Annotated in this window: 23 protein-coding genes; 12 read left to right on the top strand and 11 right to left on the bottom strand. The window is 62.9% G+C overall.

Going from position 1 to position 25199, the window contains the following annotated elements; translation table 11 throughout:
* Positions 1-161: 161 nt before the first annotated feature.
* Complete coding sequence (locus AC0L30_RS10670) at positions 162-1463, top strand: M20/M25/M40 family metallo-hydrolase (protein WP_473404286.1); 1302 nt, start codon at positions 162-164, stop codon at positions 1461-1463.
* Between the two features lie 165 nt (positions 1464-1628).
* On the opposite strand, the gene AC0L30_RS10665 is transcribed toward AC0L30_RS10670, so the two are convergent.
* Both AC0L30_RS10665 and AC0L30_RS10660 read right to left on the bottom strand, forming a co-directional pair.
* A complete protein-coding gene (locus AC0L30_RS10665) occupies positions 1629-3038 on the bottom strand; it encodes a sensor histidine kinase (protein WP_007592580.1) in 1410 nt (469 codons plus the stop codon).
* 1 nt (position 3039) lies between these two features.
* Positions 3040-3714 (bottom strand): response regulator transcription factor, encoded by a 675-nt coding sequence (locus AC0L30_RS10660; RefSeq protein WP_007592584.1) that lies wholly within the window; start codon positions 3712-3714, stop codon positions 3040-3042.
* Between the two features lie 313 nt (positions 3715-4027).
* Here AC0L30_RS10660 and AC0L30_RS10655 point away from each other — a divergent pair, with 313 nt between their 5' ends.
* The 4 genes from AC0L30_RS10655 to AC0L30_RS10640 all read left to right on the top strand — a co-directional run bounded on the left by AC0L30_RS10655 (position 4028) and on the right by AC0L30_RS10640 (position 9144).
* The gene (locus tag AC0L30_RS10655) at positions 4028-5086 is read left to right on the top strand and encodes an alpha/beta fold hydrolase (protein ID WP_473404285.1); all 1059 of its coding nucleotides are present in this window, start codon (positions 4028-4030) and stop codon (positions 5084-5086) included.
* 260 nt (positions 5087-5346) lie between these two features.
* A complete protein-coding gene (locus AC0L30_RS10650; protein ID WP_473404284.1) occupies positions 5347-6348 on the top strand; it encodes a sensor histidine kinase in 1002 nt (333 codons plus the stop codon).
* 293 nt (positions 6349-6641) lie between these two features.
* Positions 6642-8171, top strand: coding sequence for an FAD-dependent monooxygenase (locus tag AC0L30_RS10645; protein ID WP_473404283.1), 1530 nt, complete (start codon positions 6642-6644; stop codon positions 8169-8171).
* A gap of 652 nt (positions 8172-8823) precedes the next feature.
* On the top strand, positions 8824-9144 hold the full coding sequence (locus AC0L30_RS10640; protein WP_473404282.1) for a hypothetical protein: 321 nt from the start codon (positions 8824-8826) through the stop codon (positions 9142-9144).
* Between the two features lie 904 nt (positions 9145-10048).
* Here the strand turns inward: AC0L30_RS10640 and AC0L30_RS10635 are convergent.
* On the bottom strand, positions 10049-10408 hold the full coding sequence (locus tag AC0L30_RS10635) for a hypothetical protein (protein WP_473404281.1): 360 nt from the start codon (positions 10406-10408) through the stop codon (positions 10049-10051).
* A 153-nt stretch (positions 10409-10561) separates the two neighbouring features.
* Positions 10562-11230, bottom strand: coding sequence for a CPBP family intramembrane glutamic endopeptidase (locus AC0L30_RS10630; protein ID WP_473404280.1), 669 nt, complete (start codon positions 11228-11230; stop codon positions 10562-10564).
* Positions 11231-11285: 55 nt separating this feature from the next.
* Between AC0L30_RS10630 and AC0L30_RS10625 the strand changes: the two genes are divergently transcribed.
* Together AC0L30_RS10625 and AC0L30_RS10620 are read left to right on the top strand one after the other, a co-directional pair.
* Positions 11286-11600 carry an RNA polymerase sigma factor region1.1 domain-containing protein gene (locus AC0L30_RS10625; RefSeq protein ID WP_473253930.1) on the top strand — a complete coding sequence of 105 codons (315 nt, stop codon included), beginning with the start codon at positions 11286-11288 and terminating at the stop codon, positions 11598-11600.
* 48 nt (positions 11601-11648) lie between these two features.
* Positions 11649-11918 (top strand): hypothetical protein, encoded by a 270-nt coding sequence (locus AC0L30_RS10620; protein WP_473404279.1) that lies wholly within the window; start codon positions 11649-11651, stop codon positions 11916-11918.
* Between the two features lie 634 nt (positions 11919-12552).
* Here the strand turns inward: AC0L30_RS10620 and AC0L30_RS10615 are convergent.
* The 3 genes from AC0L30_RS10615 to AC0L30_RS10605 form a co-directional block, all read right to left on the bottom strand.
* The gene (locus tag AC0L30_RS10615) at positions 12553-13644 is read right to left on the bottom strand and encodes a TRAP transporter substrate-binding protein (protein ID WP_007592593.1); all 1092 of its coding nucleotides are present in this window, start codon (positions 13642-13644) and stop codon (positions 12553-12555) included.
* A gap of 232 nt (positions 13645-13876) precedes the next feature.
* Positions 13877-15019 (bottom strand): Mrp/NBP35 family ATP-binding protein, encoded by a 1143-nt coding sequence (locus AC0L30_RS10610; protein ID WP_473404278.1) that lies wholly within the window; start codon positions 15017-15019, stop codon positions 13877-13879.
* Between the two features lie 53 nt (positions 15020-15072).
* Entirely contained in the window at positions 15073-15510 is a 438-nt protein-coding gene (locus AC0L30_RS10605) for a VOC family protein (protein ID WP_007592597.1), read from the bottom strand.
* A 182-nt stretch (positions 15511-15692) separates the two neighbouring features.
* Here AC0L30_RS10605 and AC0L30_RS10600 point away from each other — a divergent pair, with 182 nt between their 5' ends.
* The 5 genes from AC0L30_RS10600 to AC0L30_RS10580 all read left to right on the top strand — a co-directional run bounded on the left by AC0L30_RS10600 (position 15693) and on the right by AC0L30_RS10580 (position 20429).
* On the top strand, positions 15693-16565 hold the full coding sequence (locus AC0L30_RS10600) for an NAD(P)-dependent oxidoreductase (protein WP_354127830.1): 873 nt from the start codon (positions 15693-15695) through the stop codon (positions 16563-16565).
* Positions 16566-16587: 22 nt separating this feature from the next.
* A complete protein-coding gene (gene nhaD / locus AC0L30_RS10595) occupies positions 16588-17865 on the top strand; it encodes a sodium:proton antiporter NhaD (protein WP_007592600.1) in 1278 nt (425 codons plus the stop codon).
* Positions 17866-18002: 137 nt separating this feature from the next.
* Positions 18003-19598: a sensor histidine kinase gene (locus tag AC0L30_RS10590; protein WP_473404277.1), complete on the top strand. Its 1596-nt coding sequence runs from the start codon at positions 18003-18005 to the stop codon at positions 19596-19598.
* Between the two features lie 44 nt (positions 19599-19642).
* A complete protein-coding gene (locus AC0L30_RS10585; protein WP_007592603.1) occupies positions 19643-19846 on the top strand; it encodes a DUF1289 domain-containing protein in 204 nt (67 codons plus the stop codon).
* A 28-nt stretch (positions 19847-19874) separates the two neighbouring features.
* Entirely contained in the window at positions 19875-20429 is a 555-nt protein-coding gene (locus AC0L30_RS10580; protein WP_007592605.1) for a TIGR02281 family clan AA aspartic protease, read from the top strand.
* 33 nt (positions 20430-20462) lie between these two features.
* Here AC0L30_RS10580 and dusA read toward each other — a convergent pair whose 3' ends face one another.
* The 4 genes from dusA to AC0L30_RS10560 all read right to left on the bottom strand — a co-directional run bounded on the left by dusA (position 20463) and on the right by AC0L30_RS10560 (position 25195).
* On the bottom strand, positions 20463-21458 hold the full coding sequence (dusA, locus tag AC0L30_RS10575) for a tRNA dihydrouridine(20/20a) synthase DusA (RefSeq protein ID WP_473404276.1): 996 nt from the start codon (positions 21456-21458) through the stop codon (positions 20463-20465).
* 420 nt (positions 21459-21878) lie between these two features.
* Positions 21879-23153, bottom strand: a complete 1275-nt coding sequence (locus tag AC0L30_RS10570; RefSeq protein ID WP_473253935.1) for a Zn-dependent hydrolase — start codon at positions 23151-23153, stop codon at positions 21879-21881.
* A 3-nt stretch (positions 23154-23156) separates the two neighbouring features.
* Positions 23157-24038 carry an alpha/beta fold hydrolase gene (locus AC0L30_RS10565; RefSeq protein ID WP_473404275.1) on the bottom strand — a complete coding sequence of 294 codons (882 nt, stop codon included), beginning with the start codon at positions 24036-24038 and terminating at the stop codon, positions 23157-23159.
* An 11-nt stretch (positions 24039-24049) separates the two neighbouring features.
* Positions 24050-25195 carry a pyridoxal phosphate-dependent aminotransferase gene (locus AC0L30_RS10560; protein ID WP_473404274.1) on the bottom strand — a complete coding sequence of 382 codons (1146 nt, stop codon included), beginning with the start codon at positions 25193-25195 and terminating at the stop codon, positions 24050-24052.
* Positions 25196-25199 lie beyond the last annotated feature (4 nt).

Here is a 25199-nt window from a genome sequence, read left to right as displayed (position 1 = left end):
CTCCCACGCCATCCGATCCTACGACTTTAGGCTTAGGCGGCCGGCGCCCTGGCCCTTCCCATCACGTCCGCCTCGGCCGGGCATGCCGGGTGCCCCGGGCGCGTGACAAGCGCCGGAAACACGGGCATACCGCGCCATCCCCCAACCTAGGGCCGCCACGCATGTCTCGATCCCACCCTGCTCCATCGCTCGTTGCTCCGTTGATCGCGTCGCTCTGGCTGGCATGTGCGGCAATGCCGGCGCATGCGGAGCCCAGTGCGAATGTCGTGGCCGACGTCCATGCGCTGGCGCAAAAGGAGCAGCAGCCGCTGCTCGACACGCTGCGCGATCTCGTCAGCATCGAATCCGGCAGCAAGGATGTCGAAGGCTTGAATCAGATCGCCGAGCGCGTTGCCGGCCAGCTCAAGCAGCTCGGCGGCACGGTGGAGATCCTGCAGCCCACCGACGTCTATCGCCTCGACGACACACCCGAGAAGATCGGCCCGGCCGTACACGCCGTATTCAAGGGCACAGGCAGCAAGAAGATCATGCTGATCGCCCACATGGACACCGTGTACCTGAAGGGCATGCTGAAGGATCAACCGTTCCGCATCGACGGCGACAAGGCCTACGGCCTCGGCATTGCCGACGACAAGCAGGGCGTCGCGCTCATTCTTCACACCGTAGCGTTGCTGCAGAAGCTGAGCTTCCGGGATTACGGCACGCTCACGGTGCTTACCAATGGCGACGAGGAGATCTCGTCGCCCGGCTGGCGCAGCACCATCACCAGGTTCGCCGCGGATCAGGATGTGGTGTTCTCGTTTGAAGGCGGCGGCACCGACGGCACGCTGCGGCTGGCCACCAGCGGCATCGGCTCGGCGTATCTCACGGTACAGGGCAAGTCGTCGCATGCAGGCTCGCGGCCCGAGGGCGGCGTCAATGCACTGTACGAACTCTCCCATCAGCTGCTGCAGATGAAGGACCTGTCCAAGCCGGAGCAGGGCCTGAAACTGAACTGGACGGTCTCCAAGGCCGGCACCAACCGCAACGTCATCCCCGCGGAGGCCACGGCCCAGGCCGATGCGCGCGCGCTCAAGGTCGCCGATTTCGACGAGCTGGAGAAGGCGCTGCAGGACAAGATCAAGAATCACCTGCTGCCCGACTCCAAGGTCGCGCTCAAATTCGAGGTGCGCCGTCCGCCGCTGGAGGCCAACGACGCCTCGCGCCGCGTGGCGGCCTACGGCAAGACCATCTATGGGGAGATCGGACTGCCCCTCAAGGTCGACGAGAAGGCGACCGGCGGCGGCACCGACGCCGCGTTTGCCACGCTCAAGACCAGCGGAGCCGTGGTGGAAGGCATGGGCCTGTCGGGCTTCGGCGCGCATTCCAACGACGCCGAATATGTCAAACTCGACAGCATCGTGCCGCGCCTTTATCTGACCACGCGCATGATCATGGATCTGTCCACCGGCAAGCTGAAATAGCGCTCTCTTCCTTCTCCCCTTGTGGGAGAAGGTGGCGCGAAGCGCCCGATGAGGGGTTGCCTCCGCGCATTCAACTCGCAGTCGGACTCGCGGAGAGAGACCCCTCACCCGGCTCGCCGCTGTCGCGGCGAGCCACCCTCTCCCACAAGGGGCGAGGGTGCAGCGTCAGTGCCGCACTGCGTTCAAATCAACGTCGCCCCGCTTCTCCGCCAGCCTGAACCGCAGCGTGAACTGCGCGCCGCCGCCCGGAAGATTCTCCACCGCGACCGTCGCCGCGTGATCATCCGCCACCGCGCGCACGATCGAGAGCCCGAGGCCGGCGCCGTCGCTGCGCTGGCGGTCGGCGCGCCAGAAGCGGTGGAAGATCAATTCACGCTCGGCTTCCGCAATTCCCGGTCCGCAATCGCGCACGCGCACCGCACCGTTCTCGCTCACATCGACATCGACCGACGTATCCTTTGCCGTGAACTTGATGGCGTTTTCGGCAAGGTTGAAGATCGCGCGCTGGAGCATCACCGAATTGCCGTGGATCAGCACCGGCGCCTCGCTGCCCCTAAGCGCGATATCCTTGTGCTGCGCGATCGCGAGCGGCGCGATCGAACCGACCACCTCGGCGCAGACCGCGCGCAAATCCGCGGTCTCGCCGGGATCGAGCACCAGCGTGTCGAGCTCGGCGATCTCCAGCAGCTGCGCGACGATGCGGCTCATGCCCTCGATGTCGGCATGCAGCGCCTGCCTTGCGGCGCCGTCGCCGAGCGTCTCGATGCGCGTGCGCAATATCGCGAGCGGCGTACGCAATTGGTGCGCGGCGTCGGCGGTGAACTGCCGCTGCACCCGAAAGCCGTCCTCGAGGCGGTCGAGCGCCTGGTTGACGGCGGTGACGAGCGGCATGATCTCGCGCGGAATCTGCTCCGTCGGCAGGCGGATGTCGGTGCGCGCCGGGCCGATATTGCTTGCCTCCTCGGAGGCCTTCCACAGCGGCGCGACGGCGCGGCGAAAGATGATGATGTCGATGGCGAGCAGGACCAGCAGGATTGGAATCGTGATCCACCCGACCCGCCGGAAGAAGTTCGAGACAATGTCATCGATGATGACGTCGCGGTGCGCGAGGTCCTCCGCGACGCGAATGCGCATCACCTTGCCGTCGATGATGCGAGTGACGCCGGCGCCGGAAATCGTTTCGGAGAGCGGCGGAGGCGCGGCCGTGGCAGTGCCGGTCTTGCGCCGCGACGAGAACAGCAGATTCCCCTCGGCATCGCGAATGTCGTACTGGTAGCGGCCATAGGCTTCCGAATAAAGGCCCTTGAGACTGTCCGGCAGGTTGAACGTCAACAGCCCGTCGGGCTGGGCGACGATGCGCTCGGCCAACACCTCGGCCTGCGCGCGCATGGCATCGCGATGCAACTGGTCGATCTCGGAATTGAGCAGCCAGAACAGCACCAGCGGCAGGAAGATCGCGACCACCGCGACCGCCACGATGTGCAGGAACACGATGCGCCAGATTAGCGATTTGAACGTTGGCGACCTCGCATGGATTCCGGCGCGGAATCCGGCGTGAGATCCGATCCGGGCCACGCTATTTCTCCTCGGCCATAAGATAGCCGACGCCACGGATGGTGTGGATCACGACCTTGGCGCCGTGCTCGGCGAGCTGCTTGCGCAACCGCGAGACGTAGACCTCGACCGCATTGGAGGCGACTTCGCCGTCGAGACCGAAGATGTGGTCCTCGACGTTCTTCTTCGGCACCACCCTGCCCTGCCGGCGCAGCAGGATCTCAAGCACCGAGGTCTCGCGCGCGGAGATGATGCGCGGCTGGTCGTCCACGAAGATCTGGCGGCTTTCGGTGTCATAGACGAGGTTGGCGAGGCGCAGCGATCGGCCGAGCAACTGGCCCGGACGGCGCAGGATCGCCTCCAGCCGCGCCACCAGCTCCTCCATCGCGAACGGTTTGGCGAGATAGTCGTCGGCGCCGCTGCGCAGGCCGCTGACGCGGTCCTGCAAGCCGCCGCGCGCGGTCAGCACCAGCACCGGCAAGGGCTCCATCTGCCGGCGCAGCTCGCGCAGCACCGACAGGCCATCGCCGTCGGGCAGTCCGAGGTCGAGGATCATCGCGGCATAGCTGACGCTGCTGACCGCCTCGCGCGCTTCGGCCGCGCTGCCGACGATGTCGCTCTCATAGCCGGCCGCCGACAGCCCGCCGGCAACGAGCCGTGACAGCTCGGCATTGTCCTCGACGATTAGAAGGCGCATCGCATTTTCCCGCGGGATGTTCCGCTGTCACCGCACGGCTTCCGCCGCATCTTCGCTGTCATCCATCATCCGGGGCATCTCGGCCAGCGAAAAAGCAGCCGGCGGGCCGGCCGCTCCCTTCCGTCAGGTTCCTGTAAGCCAATCAGGGCACCTGCGGATGAGGTCGCGGATGGCGCGGACGTTTGCCCCCTTGGGCCCCGCCGCCGGCGCCGCATCGATCCTGCCAAGGAACGAACACCCCGGCGAACCGTTCAACTCAGCTGCAACATTTCTCATTTGATGGGGCGTCGTGCAGACCACCTAGGTAATGCACATGCGCCTTGCACGACGAACACGTTCCAGCTCCCTTCTATCCGATTGCCTGGCCGCCATCACGCGACATCCGGGCGCCGCCGCGTTTGCTGCCGCAGGTACCTTCATCGCGGCTAGCGCAATCATAAACCGGCGGCTCGCGAACAAAGCGCAACGCGATAATCCTCCGCAGGGTCGGTTCATCGATATCGATGGCGTTCGCCTGCACTATTTGGAACGCGGCAGGGGCAAGCCGCTGGTTTTGTTTCACGGCAATGGCAGCCTGGTCCAGGATTTCGACGCGAGTGGATTGATCGATCTCGCAGCCGAAAACTACAGGGTCATCGTGTTCGATCGTCCCGGATTTGGGCATAGCTCGCGGCCGAGGCACGTCGTCTGGACCCCGGATGCCCAGGCGGACCTGTTCAAGAAGGCGCTCGATCAGCTCGGCGTCTCTCAAGCGATTGTCCTTGGCCATTCCTGGGGCGCGTCGGTTGCGGTTGCGCTGGCGACAAGACATCCTTCGGTCGTGCAGGCTCTCGTGCTGGCCTCGGGCTATTATTTCCCGACGCCCCGCTCGGACAGCGCCGCGTCAGTGCTGTCCGCCCTACCGGTGCTCGGGGACCTCATCAGCTCCACGATTTCGCCGCTAGCCGGTCGGATGATGTGGCCCGCGACGTTGCGCAAGTTGTTTGGGCCCCGGCCGGTCCCGAACAAGTTCACGGGCTTTCCGAAAGAAATGGCGCTCCGCCCATCACAGATGCGGGCCACAGCCGCTGAAGCGACGATGTTGATCCCCGCCGCATTCTCAGGTTCGAAGACTTATGCAGAACTCAAGATGCCCACGATCATTATCGCGGGCCAGGGCGATCGTATGATCGATATCAAGCAGTCGGTCAGGCTGCATGGCGAGATCAAGCAGAGCAAATTGCGCCGGATCGACGGCGCGGGACACATGATTCATCATTCCGCAACCGCTCAGGTAATGGCGGCCATCGACGAAGCTGCTGCCGAGGCCGTATTGACCCATGGGAGTGAAGGTCCGGGCGTACAGCAGCCCCGGGAGAACTCCGGCGCCTGACGGGCAGAGACCGGCTCAAAATTGCTGAATGAAAGTTCGCGGAGCAATGCGTCGTCGCCGACGAACAACGCCGTTGATAGCAGCCGGCGAACCTCATGGCTGGTTTTCTGAGGGTCGCTTCTGAGCCAACTCGGGCGCGGGACCACACTTCAACCCGCCCTCTCAACCGAACCGAGACCTTTTCGACCGGGTATGGTATCTGTCGATCGCCCGTCGGCAGGGGCGCCGATTTGGTCGGACAAGCGGGAAAGCAAAGCGCAATGTTTCCTAGCCAGGTGACGATGCCCTTGTGGCACGAAAAGCACCTCCGGGCTGCCACTCGCGCCGCCGGTGTCGCTCTATGGTCCTGGAACGTTGATACCGACGCCATCACCATGGATGAACCCGCGTACGACCTTTGGGAGGTGCCCAAGGGCGAGCAGAATATTACGTTCGAGATACTGTCCAAAAACATCCACCCCGCAGATCTCGAGAGGGTGAGATCGGCATTTGCCGCTACTCGCGCCGTCGTCGGCTCTTACGAGATCGATTTTCGTATTCTCACCGGAAGCGATATCCGCTGGATTTCCGCTCGGGGCCAGGGCGACGATGCCGACATCGCAGATCGAACCATGTTCGGTATTTTCCTGGACGTAACCCAACGCAAGCAAGCCGAAGAAGCGAACGAGCTGCTGGCGGGCGAGATGAGCCACCGCCTGAAAAACCTTCTAACCATCGCAACGGCGCTGACTCAAATGAGCTCGCGCTCGGCAGCATCAAAAGAAGATATGGCCCAGGAGCTGACCAGTCGCCTGATCGCCCTTGGGCGTGCTCAGGACCTTGTTCGTCCGGTACCAGGACGAAATCGAGAGGGGACGCTTCTTGGAGACCTCATCTCTGTTCTGCTTGCTCCGTACGATGAAAAGGGAGCCAGCGTTCGTATTCGCGTCTCGGTCCCCAAGATGAACGTGGGAGAGACTTCCAGCACAGCGCTCGCCTTGGTAATGCATGAACTGGCAACCAACTCTGCGAAATACGGTGCGCTGTCGCTTTCAAGTGGTACCCTGGACGTGTCGTGCAACGCCCACGAGGACGAGGTCGTGGTCAAGTGGACGGAACGGGGCGGTCCTCCCGTTGTCGCTCCAACAAAGCTCGAAGGCTTTGGAAGCAAGTTGGTGCACCGAAGTATGGCCGCCCAGCTTGGCGGGGCTATAACTTTTGACTGGTCGGATGAGGGTGTGGTGGTCATCCTGCGCATGAGCAAAGACCGTCTTGCGAATTGATGTTCAGCTGATTTCCCGCGCACAGTCCTGTCATCCGTCTGCGATTGGCCCCATGTCCCGTTGACGAGGCTGCGACCCGGCAGCTAAATTGGGCGCGTCGGAAAAGGCAGACTTGGTCTGGTAAGCCCAAGTCCTTTCGGTGACGAAAGCTCTGGTCTTTGGCCTCATGGCTGAGATCCCCACGACGAACACGGTCGCTGTTCAGGCGATCACACGTTCGTCCGTGAGGTCCTCAGCTCTGGGAAACGCTCCGGTCGAACATCGACAGTCGATCATCGACAACGGAGCATTTTATGCAGTCCCCCGACACCATCCTCTATGACGTCATCATCGCCGGCGCCGGTCCCGTCGGCCTCTTTCTGGCTTGCGAGCTTCGGCTGGCCGACTGTTCGGTGCTGGTGCTGGAAAAGGCGCAAGACCAGCACTCGCCGCTGAAGAGCCTCCCGTTTGGCTTGCGCGGCCTGTCGGTGCCGACCATCGAGAGCCTTGACCGCCGCGGCCTTCTGGATAGCTTGAAAGCTCGCGCGACGAGCCGCGACACGCCGGCGGCTGCGCACTGGATGCAGCAGCAGCGTCGCCCTGGCGGTCATTTTGCCGGCATCCAGTTCTTCCACGACCAGATTGACGCTACGCAATGGCCATACCGCCTGCCCGGCCCGATCGGGAGCATGGCGGCCGACATCGCGAGCATCGAGGCCGTGCTTGCGATCCGAGCCGAGACGTTGGGTGCAGAGATCCGGCGCGGCTGCGGTGTCGAGGCTCTCCGGCAATCCGCGGACAGCGTTGCGGTGGACGTAGCTGGCGAAGCCGTCCATGGGCGCTGGCTCGTCGGCTGCGACGGCGGGCGCAGCAGCGTGCGAAAGGCGGCCGGTATCGGCTTCACCGGGACCGATCCGGAGTTCACCGGCTATTCTGTACAGGTCGAACTGGCCGATCCAATCTTGCTCAAGCCGGGTCGCCACTACACCCCTTCGGGCATGTACACATATGCGGCGCCGGGGACGATCGCGATGGTCGATTTCGACGGCGGCGCCGCCCACCGCAGCGAGCTGGAGCGTGACCATGTCGAGGCGGTGTTGCGCAGGGTCTCGGGCATCGACGTGACCGTGACGGCCCTGCTCCTCGCCACCACCTGGACCGACCGCGCCTATCAGGCAACCGACTATCGCATGGACCGCGTATTGCTGGCGGGTGACGCCGCACACGTCCATTCGCCGCTGGGCGGCCAGGGCCTGAATCTCGGCCTCGGCGATGCCATGAATCTCGGATGGAAGCTCGCGGCGACCATTCGTGGCGATGCGCCGTCCGGCCTGCTCGACAGCTATTCGACCGAACGACATCCCGTAGGAGCACAAATCCTCGACTGGTCGCGCGCACAGGTCGGGCTGATGCGCCCCAGCAAGAGTTCGCGCGCGCTCGAAGCCATCGTTCGCGATCTCATCGGCACGCGCGACGGCACCACCTACTTCGCCGAGCGCGTGTGGGGCGTTTCGCTCCGTTACGATCTCGGCGGTCGGCATCCTCTGGTGGGCCGAAGCGCGCCGGACTTCAAGTTCGCCGACGGGACAAGACTGAACGAGCACCTCCGAACGGGACAAGGGCTGCTGCTGGATTTTGGCGCACGGCCATCGCTCCAAGCGCTTGCGAGCCGCTGGCGCGGCCGGATCACCTATGTCGCAAACGACGCCGAGGATGGACTGGGCGTGGCTGCTTTGCTCGTGCGCCCCGACGGCGTGGTGAGCTGGGCCAGCGAAGAGGCTCCTGACAATGATGAAGTGTCTCAAGCTGCAGCGCGATGGTTTGGTGAGCCCGATACGGGCTAGACACGTTCGCGTTGTCGATGCCGGCGTTACTTCGTCTCAGGGCGTTTACTCAAGGCCCGATCAGCCTGCGCGGAGGAGAGTCATGTCCGTTCACCCTTTAAGACCGGACATGGCCAATTCGCCCCAGCTAGTCCGCTAGGGGCCAAGAGGCGACCTTTCTAGAACTGCCGGCGAGAGCTAAATCCTATTGTCTGTTTCCCTGCTCAACAAAATCGCCCCACTCCTCCCTGAGAACCGCACGATAGCTTCCGGGAGGAAGCACTTCCTCTATGACTTCCGCATTCCGGGAGGCGTTTGGATCTAAGAACAACCCGACCAAGGGCATGCACGCCTTCATGGCGTAGCGCGCGGCGTCGTCGGATGTCCGAACCCCCGCCGCTTGAGCATCAGGTGCGTGCGACCGAACACAAGCTCGGAAGCGAGAAACGGACGGCAGCTCTCCATGACGCGTCTGAGCGGATAGCTGAGGCGATAATGTCAGAAGCGAGATCAAAATAGCTGCTCTCAATGGACGCTCCAAGACATTGAAATGGACTAACGTTGAACTTCGCTATTGGGACCGAAATAAGGGCGGCCAAGTCTGCAATGGGTCACAATGCGAAGAACTCAACGTGAGCAAATCTGGTCCGCCATGCCTCGGTGAGCGGACCTCGTGGAACGCCGCCGCCACTTCGCTGATGGGCCAATTCCGGACGTCACGTCATCGTTGGTTTTCCTGCTCGGCGATTTCCCGCCCCATCGAGGAAAATTCCTCCTCATGCGCAGCAATGGCCTCGTCAACAGTTGCGAACCATCGACTGCGTTCTACCGGCTCGACTTCGATAAAAAGCTCGACAAATTGGCGATCGAACTCGAGGCGGGCGCGCCACTTCGCTTCCAGATAGAGAGCTCTCGATACATCCGCATCCACCGACTAGCCAACAATGATCGCGCAATAGGTTTTCCCATCGTGCTGCCCAGCTCTGGCGTATAGCACAAGGCGTCAAGTCGGCTCTGGGTCAATCGTGCCGGTTTGGCGCTCGGTTGCAAACTTCCGGTTCGCTCCTGTGAACCGACGTTTGGCTACGCCGCGCCAACGGAAGCGATGGGCCAAAGGCTGCCCTCGGCACCTAATATGACCTTGGTCAGCTCACCTCTCGGAAGCGGACCTGCCTGCGCGCGGGGCAGAGGTCAGCCACGAGCCGACATCATTTCGTACGAAAAGGCCGTCACCTGAGGCGGCCTCAGTCCTTCCAGATGCGTTCGCCGCATTCGCATTCGAACAGGTGGATGAGGTTCCCGGTTTCCACGTTCAGGATCGCGCGAACTAGCACCAGCTGCTTGTCGCAGACACGACATCTCCGGTCCGAACTACTTTCGATTACTGCGATCTTCTCTGCGCGGAGCAGATCCATATTAAAGTCCCCCCTCAAAGCAGGCGCGATACTACTCGATGGGCTCCGCAATTTGATCATACAGAGGTATACTTGCCGGTGCTTCGCCACCACCAAGGGGGGCCGATGTTCTCGGTCAAAAGCTGCCTTGGGTAGCTCGAATTCCGCGCATCAGCTTGCCTCCCAAAAAGCAGACCTCCCGGCACGCAGAGCTAAGGTCAGCTACGGGTCACAAGCGGTCCTGCACTGGCTGCTCGCGGCAGGTCAGCTATGGGGCCAAGAGGCGACATGGCGGACGGATCATCAGGTGCGCGGTCCGACTGCCCCGAACGCTACTCGCTCGAAATCGATGCCAAACGTGCTCTATCCATATGAGAAGCCCTCCAGCTTATGAATGTGGCCATCCCGAAGCCAGAGCAGAAATCCCATCCCATGCTCAAGCCCGACAATAGTCGCTCCGACATCGCCCAGTGGCGAGGCAACATCTTTGATTGGCGAACGATGTCAGACGTCGAGCGTGGTATAGAACCCGGTTCCCGTGTTCTCGCGGGCAGTGACGCGCACTTTCCCCTGCTGGGCAGCGAGCGCATCAGCGACTTCAGGTGCCTGAAGCGCAATAGCGTTGAGCACGGCCTGCTCTAGGCACGACAAAACTTCCATGGGTCGCAACTCGTGGAGGCGAGCACGCACTGTGGTGCCACTGCGATCAAAGTCGATTTCGGGGTGCTCGGCGAACGTTTCTTCCGCTCGGGAGATGGCTCCAGCCTCGTTCGCCGCGTGAAGGACCGCCACGAAGAGCTTTTCGCCGTCGCGCTCCCAGACGACTTCGTACATCTTCATGCCGGCCTGAAACTTGAAAATCATGAGGCCCTCACAGGCAGACTATATCAAGGCCAATAGTCAATCACACTAACGTCACGCAGTCTGCTCAGGGTCACAAGCGGCCTTTCGGCATTCCGGTTGTGAGGTCTGAGATGCGGCCAGAAGCGGTCGTAAGACTTCCGAAACCTGCAAGGCTCATTGCGCGAAAACGATCGAATCGACCAAGTAATGCGCGAGTACCACCGGCCATAGCGCACCTGACCGCCGCAGCATTAGCATGAGGAAAATGCCAATTGTTGTGGCGAGAAGAATATTGCCGAGCCCGGCCCACCAATGATACGCGCCGAACAGAACTGACGTGGTGAGCAGGACGAAGATGCCGTTACCAAGATAAGGCTGAATTGCTCGCCGGATGTATTGGCGAAATATGATTTCTTCGCTGGCGGCGACCAGCGCCAAGCCAAAAACAAGATCGAATGCGTTTAGCCATCCGGTCGGGTGTGGATATACGCCGAGAACCGTTGCCGGGAATGCTGCATTGATGAGATGTCGCGGCCACTGGCCAAAACTGCCCAACAAGCAAATTCCAACAATCCATAAGACAATCTCAAAAAGGGAGATTTGCCGTTTGCTTATTCGAAAGGCCGCGACACGAGCAGAAGGTAACGCCGCCAAAGCGGCGAGAGCAGCAATCCGACCCGCATAGTCCCAGAGAAGCCAGCTTGCGGCTTGCTGCTGATGCAATCGCATTACCTGAGACGCAACTAGCGCCATAAGAGTTAGGAGAAACGACCAAATTAACGGACGAGCAATGGAGCGATTGTTCTCGCACTTTTTAGAAACGCCGGAGGAGTGTTCTTCCATGCTCGCCCGTAAACTACCTGTCGCTTGAACCTAGGACAGTTGGAACGGAGCGTCCATGTCGGTCTCGTTGCTGTCCGCCTCTGATGACCGCTTAGGATCGCAATCGGTCTTCGACCGGCTGCGCGCCGCAGGTCAGCTAAGGGCCAGAACCCGACTCTCTCCCGCTATAGTAGGGGTTACCGACGGAGAGAGCACGAGCGTGCGCGAAATCATTCGACGAGCGATCGAAATTGGTGAACGAGACAGCACGATTGGATTCGATGAATTAAATCAATTGTGTGCTGGTGCAATACTGGAACCCGAAGACATCGAAAGCATTCTCAGCGCTCTGAGCGAAGCAGGAATCTGGATTGAAGAAGATCGAACGTAGCGCGGGCCTAGCGATATAGGTCTGCAATATGAGTCTAGGATCGGGCCCATGGCCATAGACAAACAATCTTCTCGCCTCTGGCGCGGTCAGATCAGGGATGTTCTGAACCAGCAATGGGATCCGATTGGCGAGTGCCCGGCCGACGAATACGATGCCTATGTTGGTGCTGTGGCTGCCATGCTGCGCGACCACGCGACCGATGAGGCGCTTATGAAGTATTTCGAATGGGCCGAGGCTGTGCACATGGGTCTCGATCGGTTTGAGCACGAGCGCGCCAGCAGGGTCGTAGCATCGTTAAGAGCACTTGGTGTGCCGTAGCTGGTCCCGCCGAATTTCCGCTGTGGGTCAGAGGCTGCCCTCGGATGCCAGCGTAACCGCAGTCAGCTCACCTCCCGGGAAGGGACGTCGTGTCGCTCTGAACTAAGGTCAGCGAAGGGCCAGAAGGCGAGGTTGGATCGGACCTTGAGTTCAGAAGACGCACCTAATTTGAAAAGTCGCCTCCCGCAGCGCGCTTTGAACCTCATCGGGATCGAAGCTCATCATCAACCCAGGCCAGCCGCCGAGGCGCTAATTTCGGATTTTGCGATAATACCTTTATGCCACTGTTTTGCCCGACGAGTCAAACGGTCTCGCTGAAGCACTCGCTTAGTGCGCCTCCCGCTTTCGCTCCCAAAATGCGAAGTTCCCATCGACCGCGTGATGCTCGGGCCTTCCTGCCAATTAGCTCCATCGCATCAAGCGCTTGGCTGCACGCGCAACGCCTTGTCCTCTCACCCCTCGTCTACTGTGCATGGGGTTGTTTTTCAGATTTTTTGTTGGAGGCCCCGCCCGTCCCCCGGCGACACCGCCGCTCGGCGGCTTCCGCCTCGCCTATTCCGATCGCGTCGTCCCAAAGAAAAAGCCCGGCCTCGCGAACGAGACCGGGCGTGTCGTCTTGCGGCTTATTCGAAGATCAGCCGCGGGTGCGCGAGCGGATCATGAAGCTGTCGTAGGTGTATTCGGCAACCTGCCACCACAGATATTCGTCGGAGCGGTAGGCCTGCATGGCGTCGATCGACTTCTTGAAGTCGGGATTCTTGGCCGAGATCTCGCCCCACAATTCGTTGGTCGCCTTGAGACAGGCTTCCAGAACTTCATTGGTGAACGGGCGAAGCTGCGTTCCGCCGGCGACCAGACGCTTCAGGGCGCCGGGGTTCACCATGTCGTAGCGCGCGGCCATCCAGGTGTTGGTGTTGACGGTCGCGTTGGTGAGGATCGCCTGATAGTTCTTCGGCAGCTCGTTCCACTTGTCGATATTGGCGAAGGCGTGAACGGTCGGACCGCCTTCCCAGAAGCCCGGGTAGTAGTAGTACTTGGCGACCTTGGCGAAGCCGAGCTTCTCGTCATCGTAGGGGCCGACCCATTCGGCCGCGTCGATGGTGCCCTTCTCGAGCGACGGATAGATGTCGCCGCCGGCGAGCTGCTGCGGCACCACACCGACCTTCTGGAGCACCTGGCCGGCAATGCCGCCGATGCGCATCTTGAGGCCCGAGAGGTCGGCAACGGTCTTGATCTCCTTGCGGAACCAGCCGCCCATCTGGGTGCCGGTGTTGCCGCAGGGGAAGCCCATCACGTTCGACTTCTTGAAGAACTCGTTGGCGAGTTCGTTGCCGCCGCCTTGGTACAGCCAGGAATTCTGCTGGCGTGCGTTCAGGCCGAAAGGCACCGATGCGAAGATCGCGAAGGTCGGGTCCTTGCCGACGTAATAATACGACACCGTGTGGCACATCTCGACGGTGCCCTTCTGCGTCGCATCGAGCGCCTGCAGGCCCGGAACGATTTCACCCGCCTGGAAGACCTGGATCTGAAACTTGTTGTCGGTCATCTCGGCGACGTACTTCGCCATCTGCTCGGCACCGCCATAGATGGTGTCGAGCGACTTCGGGAAGCTTGACGTCAGGCGCCACTTGATCTCGGGCGAGGACTGCGCGATCGCCGGCGAGGCCACCGCGGCGGTCGCCGCCGCGCCGGCTGCCGACACTTTCAGAAAATCACGACGCTTCATCTTCAGTCTCTCCTTGTTGGGGCGTTTCCCCTAACTTCCTCTTTGCTGCCGCTCATTCCGGCGACGCGTTCTTGGGCCGCGTCGAACCGAAGGGGCTTGACTGCCGTGGGCCTTTAACACGGAAGCCCCGCTTTCGAAACGCGACATTGGCATGACAGGGCTCTACGAAAGTCGCATGTCCCCAGAGTATTGGTTTGAAGGGGTTGGCTTGAAGGTATTGCCTTGGATCCGCTCAGGCCGCGGCGACGACGCCCTTGAGCTGGTCCCGCACCTGTCCCGCAATGGCGCGGTAGATCGCCGCATGGGGACCGTCCGGCTCGCTGTCGACCACGGGCGTGCCGGCATCGGAGGTGGCGCGAATCGCCATGTGCAGGGGGACCTCGCCCAGGAACGGTACCCCGAGCTTCTCGGCCTCGTGACGCGCGCCGCCATGGCCGAAAATGTCGGATTTGGTGCCGCATTGCGGGCACTGGAAATAGCTCATGTTCTCGACGATGCCGAGTACGGGCACGTTGACCTTCTTGAACATCGCAAGCCCCCGCCTTGCGTCGATCAGCGACAGGTCCTGCGGGGTCGAGACGATCACGGCGCCTTTCAAAGGGACGTTCTGCGCCAGCGTGAGCTGGGCATCGCCGGTCCCTGGCGGCATGTCGACGACGAGGACGTCGAGCTGCCCCCATGCGACGTCGCGCAGCATCTGCGTCACCGCCGACATCACCATCGGCCCGCGCCAGATCATCGCCGTCTCTTCCTCCACCAGGAAGCCGATCGACATGATGGCCAGGCCAAAGCGCCTGAGCGGAATCATCTTGCGGTCGCCATCCAGCTCCGGCTTCTCATGCAGGCCCGTCAGCCGCGGCACCGAGGGGCCGTAGATGTCGGCATCGAGCAGCCCGACCTTGAGGCCCAGATCGCGCAGGCCCAGCGCAAGATTGAGAGCAGTGGTGGACTTGCCGACGCCGCCCTTGCCCGAGGCAACCGCGATCACGGCCGCGACGCCCGGAATCTCGGACTGCCGCGCCATCGGCGATTGGGCGCCGCCCTGCGGCGGCGGCTTGTGGGCATGGACCGGCTGCACGCCTGGCGTACCGCGGCTGGGAGTTGGCGGCGGTGGCGGCGCCGTGCCGGCCTTGCGCTCGGCGGTCAGCGCCACCATGACGGTGGTGACGCCGGGAATGGCCCGCACCGCGGCCTCGGCCTCGGCCCGGACGGATTCCCAGGCGCGCGCCTCGGCGGCATCGACATTGATCGAGAAGAACACCTTGCCGTCGGCCGCGCTGATCGCGCTCAGCACATTGGCATTGGTGAGCGCGACCCCGCGCGGCGACTTGATCCTGGCGAGGCTGTCGAGAACCTGTTGCTGCGTCACGCTCAAAGCGCATCTCCTAGAATTCAAGATGCCCCATTAGAGCGGAAACGCCCAAAAGGCTACTGCCTGCCGATATCGTCAGCCATCTCGGCGGGCGCGGCGCCCTGCTCCAGGGCCGCTTCGTAGTTCAGCTCGATCATGACCCCGTTCGGGTCATGGACGAAGATCTGCCAGAGTTCGCCGCCGGGCACCTGGCGGGAGTCGAACTTCATCCCCTTTGAGGCCAGCCGCTGTTTCATGCCGTCAAAGCCGCGGCTGGCGAAGGCGACGTGGTGGACAACGCCGGAATCCGGCTTTTGTGGCTCGGCAGTCGGAGAAATATCGACCAGGTGCACCACCGGTTTACCCTCGCTGTACATCCAGGCGCCGGGGAAGGCGAAATTCGGCCGGGGGCCTTTTTCCAGGCCCAGCACGTCCTCGTAGAAGCGGGCGGTCTCGGCCAGATTCCGGGTCCGGATGTTGAAATGATCGAGCACGCCCACGCTTACGCCGCCCATGCCTTCGCTCCATTTTTTTGAAGTCCTTAAGTCCGCCATCCTAGCACAGGCAGGGGCCAAACGAAGCCGTTGCCCTCCGGCCTCAAGGGTTTATGGTGCGGCCGATCTGCCGCAATGGCGGAACCGGGCGCCCCTCGCCCGGCAAGAACCGTAAAACCCAAACTACGGACAAGGTACCACAGATGGCTAAAGTCGCTTTCCTCGGTCTCGGCGTGATGGGCTTCCCCATGGCCGGACACCTCGTGAAAAAAGGGGGCCATGAGGTCACCGTCTATAACCGCACCGCGGCCAAGGCGAAGGAGTGGGCGGACAAGTTCGGCGGCAAGACCGCGGCGACCCCGAAGGCCGCGGCCGAGGGCCAGGATTTCGTGATGTGCTGCGTCGGCAACGACAACGATCTGCGCGCGGTCACGATCGGTGCCGACGGCGCGTTTGCCGGCATGAAGAAGGGTGCGACCTTCGTCGACCACACCACCGCTTCCGCCGAGGTCGCGCGTGAGCTTGATGCTGCCGCGACCAAGGCCGGCTTCAAGTTCATCGACGCACCCGTGTCCGGCGGCCAGGCCGGCGCCGAGAACGGCGTGCTGACGGTGATGTGCGGCGGCACGCAGGACGCCTATGCGGGTGCCGAGCCGATCATCACGGGCGCCTATGCGCGGATGTGCAAATTGCTGGGGCCCGCCGGCTCCGGCCAGCTGACCAAAATGGTCAACCAGATCTGCATCGCCGGCCTCGTCCAGGGCCTCTCCGAGGGTATTCACTTCGCCAAGAAGAGTGGCCTCGACGTCGCCGCCGTGATCGAAACCATCTCAAAGGGCGCCGCGCAGTCCTGGCAGATGGAGAACCGCTACAAGACCATGAACGAGGACAAGTACGATTTCGGCTTCGCGGTCGAATGGATGCGCAAGGATCTCTCGATCTCACTGGCTGAAGCCCGCCGCAACGGCGCCAACCTGCCCGTGACCGCGCTGGTCGACCAGTTCTACGCCGAGGTCGAGAAGATGGGCGGCAAGCGCTGGGATACGTCGAGCCTGCTCGCGCGCCTTAATCGCTGACACCTGACGAAGTGATCCTGTCTTGCTGATCGCACTCGCCGCAATCTTCGTCCTCGCCTATGCGGCGATCGCGCTTGAGCATCCGATCGGGGTGAACAAGAGCGCGTCTGCTCTACTCGGCGCGGGCGTGCTCTGGACAATCTACGCGCTCGCGACCGGCGACCACACGCTGGTCGGCCGTCAGCTTGACGAGTCCGTCGCCGCCACCGCGCAGATCGTGTTCTTCCTGGTTGGCGCGATGACCATCGTCGAGGTCATCGACGCCCATGACGGTTTCGAGGTCATCACCTCCCGCATCAGCACGACCAGCCAGGTCCGTCTGATATGGCTGATTGGCTTCGTGACCTTCTTCCTCAGCGCAATCCTCGACAATCTGACCACCACCATCGTCATGGTCTCGCTGATCCAGCGGTTGATCGCCAAGCGCGACGACCGCTTGCTGTTCGCCTCACTCATCGTCATCGCCGCAAATGCCGGTGGTGCATGGACCGTGATCGGCGACGTCACCACGACCATGCTGTGGATCGGCGGACAGATTTCGCCCCTAAAAATCATGGGCGGGGTGTTCCTGCCCTCGCTGCTGAACCTGCTGGTGCCGCTCGCATTCATCAGCTTTTCGCTCAAGGGCAAGACCATCGCACCGCCGCCGAAAGAGGACGGATTGCAGGGCGTCGATCCGTTCGAGCGGAACGTGATGTTCTATCTCGGACTCGGCGTGCTGATTGCGGTGCCCGCCTTCAAGACGGTCACGCACCTGCCGCCGTTCATGGGCGTCCTGCTCGGGCTTGGCATCGTGTGGTTGGTCGGCGAGATCGTTCATCGCAATAAGGATGAGCACGTCCGCGGTCCGCTCACGCTTGCGAATGCGCTGACGCGGATCGACATGGGCTCGATCGTGTTCTTCCTCGGAATCTTGCTCGCGGTTGCCTGCCTCGAACATGCCGGCCTGCTCTCCATGCTGGCCAAATGGCTGGACACCGCGATCGGCCGACAGGACATCATCGTGATCGTGCTCGGGCTGCTCAGCGCCGTCATCGACAACGTGCCGCTGGTCGCCGCGACGATGGGTATGTACGACCTCGCGCATTATCCACCCGACAGCTTCATCTGGGAATTCATCGCCTATTGCGCCGGCACCGGCGGCTCGATTCTGATCATCGGCTCGGCCGCAGGCGTCGCCGCCATGGGGCTCGAGCGCATCGAGTTCCTCTGGTACGCCCGTCGCATCGCCCTCCCGGCGCTCGCCGGCTATCTGGCGGGAGCAGTGGTGTACATCGCACAGCACGCGGCGCTGCATTGAGCGGCTCACACCGGATCCAAAATTAACGCCGGGTTAACGTAATTCTTTAGCTCCTTAAGTCACCTCTTAAGGATTTCTTGCCAGAGATAGACAATGCAGAAGGCCCGTCCCGCGCGGGCAGGAATTGTTGTTGTGCGATGAGTAAACCCGCTGAAAAGCCCGAGGTTGTGCAGCTTCCGGCCGAGCCGGTGAGCGTGCCGTCGACGAGCCATCGCCGGGCTGCGGCACAGCGGGTGCGCGAGGCGCGCGACAAGTTAACGTCTACCAGTGGAACCCGGCCGGCTTTCGACGCCGAGATGCTGCGCCATTACGCCCAGACCCGGCTGTCGGCCTCCTATGTCGTGATGCTGCTTGTGGTCGCGACGGGCGTGCTGTTTGGGCTGTGGATGCAGCCGATCCCGGCCGCGGCCTGGACCGCCGGCATGCTTTGCATCCATGCCGCGATGATCCGCAGCTGCCACCGCTTCCTGGCCGAGCCCGCCTCGCCCGCGGGAACGCGCGCATGGCAGACACGCTTCGTCGTCCTCGACCTGCTCTATGGCCTTTGCTGGATGGCGATCCTGATCCATCCCGTGCTCGACATGATCACGGAATCGCTGATGATGTTCCTGATGCTGCTGGTGATCGCAGTATCGAGCATGCTGGCCGCCAATCTGCCGATCGCCGCCCTCGCCGCCACCGCACCGGTCGCGGTCGCGATGGCGCTGAGCTTCGTGATGACCGGCTCGCTGGACAATTACATCCTGGCCGCGCTCGCCCTCGCCGCTGAAGGCTATTTCGTGCTGCTGGCCCACCGTCTGCACTCTTCGACCTTCGCCACGCTCGAGGCGCGCGCCGAGAAGGACGCGCTGATCGGCGAGCTCGAACAGGCCAAGGCGATCTCGGACGAGGCGCGCCACCGCGCCGAATCCGCCAATGTCGCCAAGTCGCGCTTTCTGGCGCAGATGAGCCATGAACTCCGGACGCCGCTCAATGCGATCCTCGGCTTCTCGGAGGTGATGAAGAGCGAGATTTTCGGCGCGCATGCCGTGCCGGTCTACAAGGAGTACTCGGCCGACATCCACAATTCCGGCGTCCACCTGCTCAACCTCATCAACGAGATCCTCGATCTGTCGCGGATCGAGGCTGGCCGCTACGAGCTCAACGAGGAAGCGGTCTCGCTGGTCGGCATCGTCGCCGACTGCCATCATCTGATGAAGCTGCGCGCCTCGAGCCGTGGCATTACCATCCACGAAGTGTTCGAGCAGGCAATGCCGCGGCTCTGGGCCGACGAGCGGGCGATCCGCCAGGTCGTGCTCAATCTGCTCTCCAACTCGATCAAGTTCACTCCGCAGGGCGGCGAGATCTGGCTCAAGGCCGGCTGGACGGCTTCAGGCGGACAATATCTCTCGGTGAAGGATACCGGCTCCGGAATCCCCGAGGACGAGATCCCGGTCGTGCTGGCATCGTTCGGCCAAGGCTCCAACTCGATCAAGTCGGCCGAACAGGGCGCCGGTCTCGGCCTGCCGATCGCCAAGAATCTGGTCGACCTGCACGGCGGTACGTTCACGCTGAAATCGAAGCTGCGCATCGGCACCGAAGTGATCGTCACCTTCCCGCCCGAGCGCGTGATGAGCGCGCTGGCGCCGATATCGGATGATTCTCCGCCGCTCCAACCCGAGAGTTCCGCGGTCGCGGACGAGAAGCGCCGGCCCCGCCGCAAGCCGATCATGAGCGCAGGTACGGGCTCGTAACGAGATGCTTGCAGTCATGCCCGACCATCCGCCACTATGTCCGAATGAGCAAAGAAACGCCGTGCGTGGCCGTCTGCATGATCGATCCCAAGACCAGGCTGTGCTTCGGCTGCGGACGCACATTGCCGGAGATCGCGCGCTGGCACGCCATGGAGAGCGCGGAACGGCTCGCGCTCATGGCGCTGTTGCCGGCGCGCATGAATCAGGCTGGACTTGCGCCCATCGCGGGATCGCCGAAACGCAGCTGACCGGCCTGAGCGCATCGGGAGATGCGCAATGATCCGGTTCCTGCTCGTTCTCATCATGCTCGCCTGCACGGCCGGTGCCGTCGTCGCCTATGGCGATTCCGACCAGATCGCGCGCGCGAGCAGCAAGGTCTCGCATATCTTTCGCACGCAGACCGCAGCGCCCGCCCCCGCCGTGCAGATTCAGCGCGGCCAGGGCGGCGAATTCGCGCTGCGCGCCAAGATCAACGGCGTGGCCGCACCGATGGTCATCGACACCGGCGCGACCTCGGTGGTGCTGACCTGGGAAACCGCGAAAGCGATCGGGCTGCCGCTCGAGATGCTCGAATACGACGTCGATCTCGAAACCGCGGGCGGTCACACCAAGGCGGCCCGCCTCACGATCGACCGTCTCTCCGTCGGCCACCTCGTCGAGAAATCGGTGCCGGCCCTCGTCGTGCAGCGCGGACAGATGAAGACCAACCTGCTCGGCATGAGCTTCCTCGATCGCCTGGAGAGCTGGGGCGTGCGCGCCGACAAGCTGATGCTCACCGGTTATCCGGAGCTCCAGACCAGTCACCGCCGCTCGCGCCTGGCAGTCGACTAGACTTTTGCAATCCGGCTCGTCATGCGACTACGGCTAGGCCGCCGCCTCTGCCGGCGCGCGGGCACCGACACGTGCAATCGCATCGCGCAGCACCTCGAGGCCGGCGCCCGGCTTCACCCCCTGCTCGGCAAGATGGCGGCGGAAGGCGCGCGCGCCGGGCACGGCATGGAATGCGCCGACGAAATGCCTCGTCATGGAGTGCAGCCGCGTGCCGCGCGCGAGCTGTTGTTCGATGTAGGGCATCATCGCTTCGAGCGCATCCTGCATCGAGGCATGCGGCGCCTCCTCGCCGAAAATGTCGGTATCGACGGAGAGCAGCCGCCATGGCTCCTGATAGGCGGCCCGTCCGAGCATCGCGCCGTCAACGTGATCGAGATGTGCTTTGGCCTCGTCGACACCGGGGATGCCGCCGTTGATGATGACAGGCACATTGGGCATCGCGCGCTTGAGGCGATAGACGCGATCATAGTCGAGCGGCGGGATGTCGCGATTCTCCTTCGGTGACAAACCGTTGAGCCATGCTTTCCGGGCATGCACGATAAGCGCATCGCAGCCGGAGGCGACGACCGCGCGCGCAAGCTTGTCGAGCGCGACCTCCGGATCTTGGTCGTCGATACCGATGCGGCACTTCACGGTCACGGGCACGGCCACCGCACCCTTCATCGCCTCGACACACCTCGCCACGAGATCAGGCTCTGCCATCAGGCAAGCGCCGAAACGGCCGTCCTTCACGCGGTCGGAGGGGCAGCCGACGTTGAGGTTGATCTCGTCATAACCGAACTCCTCGCCGATCCGCGCCGCCAGCGCCAGCTTGCGCGGATCCGACCCGCCAAGCTGAAGCGCGACCGGGTGCTCGACCATGTCGAACCCAAGCAGCCGCTCCCGGTCACCATGAATGATGGCACCAGTGGTCAGCATCTCCGTATAGAGCAGCGCCCGCCGCGTCAGGTGACGGTGGAACACCCGGCAATGCCGGTCGGTCCAATCCATCATGGGGGCCGTGGCGAATTTGCGATCTAAGCCATTCATTTTGCTAATATATTCCGACTCAGATCAATCCTCTACGTAATTGGAGCGGTCGAGAAATCTGGTTTGACGAGGCTTCCGCCGCTTGGCTCTTCTAGGGCCATATATGCACGAATTGGAAGCGGAAATCGCGTCTTCGGATTCTCAGTGCGCACGTCACGCACACGAGAGCGAGAGCGCGCACACAACCCGTCAGCAACGAGGACTAGGATGTCGTAGTCCGAACGGACGGCGAGGCTCCTGTGATTTTTGACCGATCTTGAGGCAATGCCCGGGTTGCCGCATCTGAAGGTGCGCTGAGATCCAGCGCTTCGGCGGGCCTCGGCCTGCGGCGTGGGCATTCCATGAGCAGCACTTGGACGCCTCACCCCGCGGCGCGGAGACATGCCATCGCATCGCGATAGTGCTCCGGGGCAATTTCCGTTATCCCCCCACCTCACCTCCCGCAACGAAAGACCGGGTGGTGAACGCAAGCTCTCGCAGCACCTGCGCAAGGACGCACGCGCCGGCGGCGACATCGGCCGGCTCAGTCCACTCGTGCTCCACATGGCTCGCACCGTCCCGGCACGGGATGAAGATCATCGCCGCCGGACAGATCTTTGCCAGATGGCGCGCGTCGTGACCGGCAGCCGACAGAATGTCCATGGCCGGAAACTCCTGGTCACCTGCCGCTTGCGCAATCAGCTCGCGCAAGCGCGGATCGAACGCGTTCGAGGGTGCGTCGACCAGCGTCGTCACCGTAACCAGGCACGGCGGAGCGTGCTGACCGCAGAGCGCCGTGATGCGCGCGCCCGCCGCGTCAAGCACGGAATTGTCCGGATGGCGCAGATCGATGCTGAAGCTGACGCGCGACGGCACCACCGAAGGCGCGTTGGGCTCGACGAAGAGGCGTCCAATCGTGAACTTGATGTCGCCATCGAGGGTGCCGATCTCGGCATGCAGCCCGGTCGCCATTCGGGCAAAGGCCGCGAGCGCATCCCGCCTCTCCGACTGCGCCAGTGTGCCGGCGTGTCCCTCAACGCCCTCGACAACCACCTGAAAGGTCTTCTTGCCTTGGATGCCGGTGACGACACCGATGGTGCACGCAGCTGCTTCCAGCAATGGCCCCTGCTCGATATGCAATTCGAGATAGGCTCCAGCGGAAGAGCCGAGCGGCCTGTGCGGCATGTCAGGGAAGGCCTGGTGGAGGCGATCGAGCGCTTCGCCGACGCTGATGCCGTCGGCATCGCGCGCGGCGCGGATCGCATCCATGTCACGCTCACCGGTGAACGCCTCCGAGCCCATCATGCCCGGGGCGAAGCGCGAGCCCTCCTCGTTCATCCAGGCAACGACGATGACGTCACGCGCGGGCTTCTCATCTTGCTCCGCGACTGAAACGACCGCTTCGAGTGCAGCCATGACACCGGCCGCACCATCGAATTTGCCACCGGTCGGCTGGCTATCGAGATGGCTCCCAAGCAGAAGCGGTGCCATGGCGCGATCGCGGCCGGCTAGCGTCAAGAAAAGATTTCCTGCGGCATCGGTCGACGGTGTCAATCCCGCCTCGCGCGCCCAGCCGATGACGCGGCGCCATGCGGCGATCTCGCCGTCGCTCAATGCCTGCCGGTTGACCCCGCCGGCGGGCGTCACGCCGATCTCGGCGAGCGACATCAGCCGCACCCAAAGCCGATCGGCGTTGATCAGGGGCTTGCTCGTCATCGACTACTTCGTACGCATGATCTGGCCCGGCAGCGCGCGCGGATCGCGTGGCAGCCAGTGTCCGGCCTCGACCTGAGCGATGAATTCGGCGAGCAGCGCGTTAAACGCCGCCGGCTCTTCGAGGTTGAGGGTGTGGCCGGTCTTGGGGAAGACCGAGAGCCCGCAGGCCGGAATGGTCTTCTTCAGGAAGATGCCTGGCTGGAGACAGTGATCATCTTCGTCACCGACAACCACCAGCGTCGGCACCATCATTGTCTTCAGGCCGTCTTCGAGGTCATAGAACGACGGTCGCCGCGCCTGGACGCCGCGCATGGTGTTGGCGGCGCCGCGATCGGAATGGACGGCGAGGCGATCGGCGAATTCTCGCCACCCGCGCGGATCCTTGTTCTGGAACTGTACCCGGCTCGCGCCGAGCGCGTAGACCCTGGAAAACTCCTTGGCACCCTGCTTCTCGAAATTATCCGCGACTTCGAGCGAGACGCCGCGAAAATATTCCTCGAACTCCTTCTCGCAGCCATAGCCGGCGCCGGCCACGGTGAGCGACAAAGCCCGTTCCGGCGTGCGCAGGCCGAAATGCACGGTGCAGAAGCCACCCATGGAGAGACCGACGATGTGCGCCTTGTCGATTCCCAGTGCGTCGAGTACGGCGACCGCATCATCCGCGGCGATCGCCTGCGAATAGGCTTCCATGCTGTCAGGCACATCCGAGGGCGGATAGCCACGCGCGGCGTAGCTGATGCAGCGATGGCGGCGGCTGAAATAGCGCAACTGCGGCTCCCAGCTTTCGTGATTGCCGCCGAACTCATGGATGAAGAGGATCGGCGTGCCGTCACCCGTTTCTTCCACGTAGAGTTTCACGCCGTCCTTCGCTGTGATCATCGTCATCGGCGTCGTCCCTAGAATTGCGGCGGCAGGTCGTTGAGCGTGCGCGCCTGCGCGACCATCTCCGGCAACAACGTGCAAAACTTCTCGGCCCAGGGCTGCGGCACCGAAGTGCTGATCTTGACGAAGCGGTCGCCGAAGCGCTGGGTGTGATAGGTGCCCTGGCGGATCATGATGCCCTGCCGGCGATAACATTCGACCAGCGCCTCGGGGCGGATGCCCGCCGCGATGGTCTCCAGCACCAGAAAGTTGCCGTGCGAGGGCATGATCGGCAGCGCCAGCCCTTCGATCGCGGCCGCCGCCTCCTGGATCATTGCCTTGTTGGCCCGGTCGGTGCTGCGGACCTTCTTCATCCATTCGGTCTTGACCGACAGCCCCGCCTGCGCCGCGCGCTGGGCGATGACGCTCGCGCCGAGCACGCTCGTGGAGGTCTGCGCGAACTCCTCGAACAGATCAGGTGCGGCAACGAGAGCGCCGATCCGCAGACCTGCGAGGCCAAGCCATTTCGAAAAGCTGGTCGAGACCACCGAGCCCTTGGGGGCCACGTGAAGCGCCGGCGTGTGACCATCGGCGAAATCGCGGTAGGTGCAGTCGTGCACCAGTAGCGCGCCGCAATCGCGCGCGATCGCGGCAAAGCTCTCGATCTCTTCGCGGGTGTAGCGAATGCCGAGCGGATTGTTGGGATCGACGAGATAGATGATCGCGGTGCGTTCGTCGACATTCGCCTTCAGCGCCTCCGGCGTCAGGCGATAATTGCAGGCCGGATCGTAGATCGGAATCTCGATCACCTCGGCGCCCTGCTGGCGCGCGAACAGGCACGGCCATTTCCAGGTCGGATCGGTCGTCACCAACGTTGTGCCCGGCTTGCAGCGCGCGCGGCAAATCATCGCCAGCGCGTTGACGCCGCCCTCGGTCACCAGCGCTTCTGCGCCGGGCACACCGAGATCGGCGACGATCGCGGCGCGCAGCGCCTCGAAGCCGAGCGGCGGGGCATAGGCGTTGAACTCGCCCGCCTCGATCGAGCGCAGCATCGCCTCGCGCACGGCGGGATGGCTCTCGATATGGTTGGTGTTCTGACCGAGCCAGAAGAGTCCCGGCGTCGCCGAGAGCTCGTCGAAATAGCGGTTGCGGACCAGCGCCGCGGATTGAGGCTTCGACATCAAT

The organism is Bradyrhizobium sp. MI1.11, from assembly GCF_055811255.1.
Note: the sequence above shows the minus strand (reverse complement) of the source record. Positions and strands in the feature narration are given on the sequence as shown.

What these genes read in the sequence shown, in the direction of transcription:
- AC0L30_RS10670 (WP_473404286.1), top strand. Translation starts at nt 162, where the DNA reads ATGTCTCGATCCCACCCTGCTCCATCGCTCGTTGCTCCGTTGATCGCG.
- AC0L30_RS10615 (WP_007592593.1), bottom strand. Translation starts at nt 13,644, where the DNA reads ATGAAGCGTCGTGATTTTCTGAAAGTGTCGGCAGCCGGCGCGGCGGCG.
- AC0L30_RS10655 (WP_473404285.1), top strand. Translation starts at nt 4,028, where the DNA reads ATGCGCCTTGCACGACGAACACGTTCCAGCTCCCTTCTATCCGATTGC.
- AC0L30_RS10650 (WP_473404284.1), top strand. Translation starts at nt 5,347, where the DNA reads ATGTTTCCTAGCCAGGTGACGATGCCCTTGTGGCACGAAAAGCACCTC.
- AC0L30_RS10620 (WP_473404279.1), top strand. Translation starts at nt 11,649, where the DNA reads ATGGCCATAGACAAACAATCTTCTCGCCTCTGGCGCGGTCAGATCAGG.
- AC0L30_RS10585 (WP_007592603.1), top strand. Translation starts at nt 19,643, where the DNA reads ATGAGCAAAGAAACGCCGTGCGTGGCCGTCTGCATGATCGATCCCAAG.
- AC0L30_RS10565 (WP_473404275.1), bottom strand. Translation starts at nt 24,038, where the DNA reads ATGACGATGATCACAGCGAAGGACGGCGTGAAACTCTACGTGGAAGAA.
- AC0L30_RS10630 (WP_473404280.1), bottom strand. Translation starts at nt 11,230, where the DNA reads ATGGAAGAACACTCCTCCGGCGTTTCTAAAAAGTGCGAGAACAATCGC.
- AC0L30_RS10660 (WP_007592584.1), bottom strand. Translation starts at nt 3,714, where the DNA reads ATGCGCCTTCTAATCGTCGAGGACAATGCCGAGCTGTCACGGCTCGTT.
- AC0L30_RS10645 (WP_473404283.1), top strand. Translation starts at nt 6,642, where the DNA reads ATGCAGTCCCCCGACACCATCCTCTATGACGTCATCATCGCCGGCGCC.
- dusA (WP_473404276.1), bottom strand. Translation starts at nt 21,458, where the DNA reads ATGAATGGCTTAGATCGCAAATTCGCCACGGCCCCCATGATGGATTGG.
- AC0L30_RS10625 (WP_473253930.1), top strand. Translation starts at nt 11,286, where the DNA reads ATGTCGGTCTCGTTGCTGTCCGCCTCTGATGACCGCTTAGGATCGCAA.
- AC0L30_RS10560 (WP_473404274.1), bottom strand. Translation starts at nt 25,195, where the DNA reads ATGTCGAAGCCTCAATCCGCGGCGCTGGTCCGCAACCGCTATTTCGAC.
- AC0L30_RS10590 (WP_473404277.1), top strand. Translation starts at nt 18,003, where the DNA reads ATGAGTAAACCCGCTGAAAAGCCCGAGGTTGTGCAGCTTCCGGCCGAG.
- AC0L30_RS10570 (WP_473253935.1), bottom strand. Translation starts at nt 23,153, where the DNA reads ATGACGAGCAAGCCCCTGATCAACGCCGATCGGCTTTGGGTGCGGCTG.
- AC0L30_RS10605 (WP_007592597.1), bottom strand. Translation starts at nt 15,510, where the DNA reads ATGGGCGGCGTAAGCGTGGGCGTGCTCGATCATTTCAACATCCGGACC.
- AC0L30_RS10580 (WP_007592605.1), top strand. Translation starts at nt 19,875, where the DNA reads ATGATCCGGTTCCTGCTCGTTCTCATCATGCTCGCCTGCACGGCCGGT.
- AC0L30_RS10600 (WP_354127830.1), top strand. Translation starts at nt 15,693, where the DNA reads ATGGCTAAAGTCGCTTTCCTCGGTCTCGGCGTGATGGGCTTCCCCATG.
- AC0L30_RS10635 (WP_473404281.1), bottom strand. Translation starts at nt 10,408, where the DNA reads ATGATTTTCAAGTTTCAGGCCGGCATGAAGATGTACGAAGTCGTCTGG.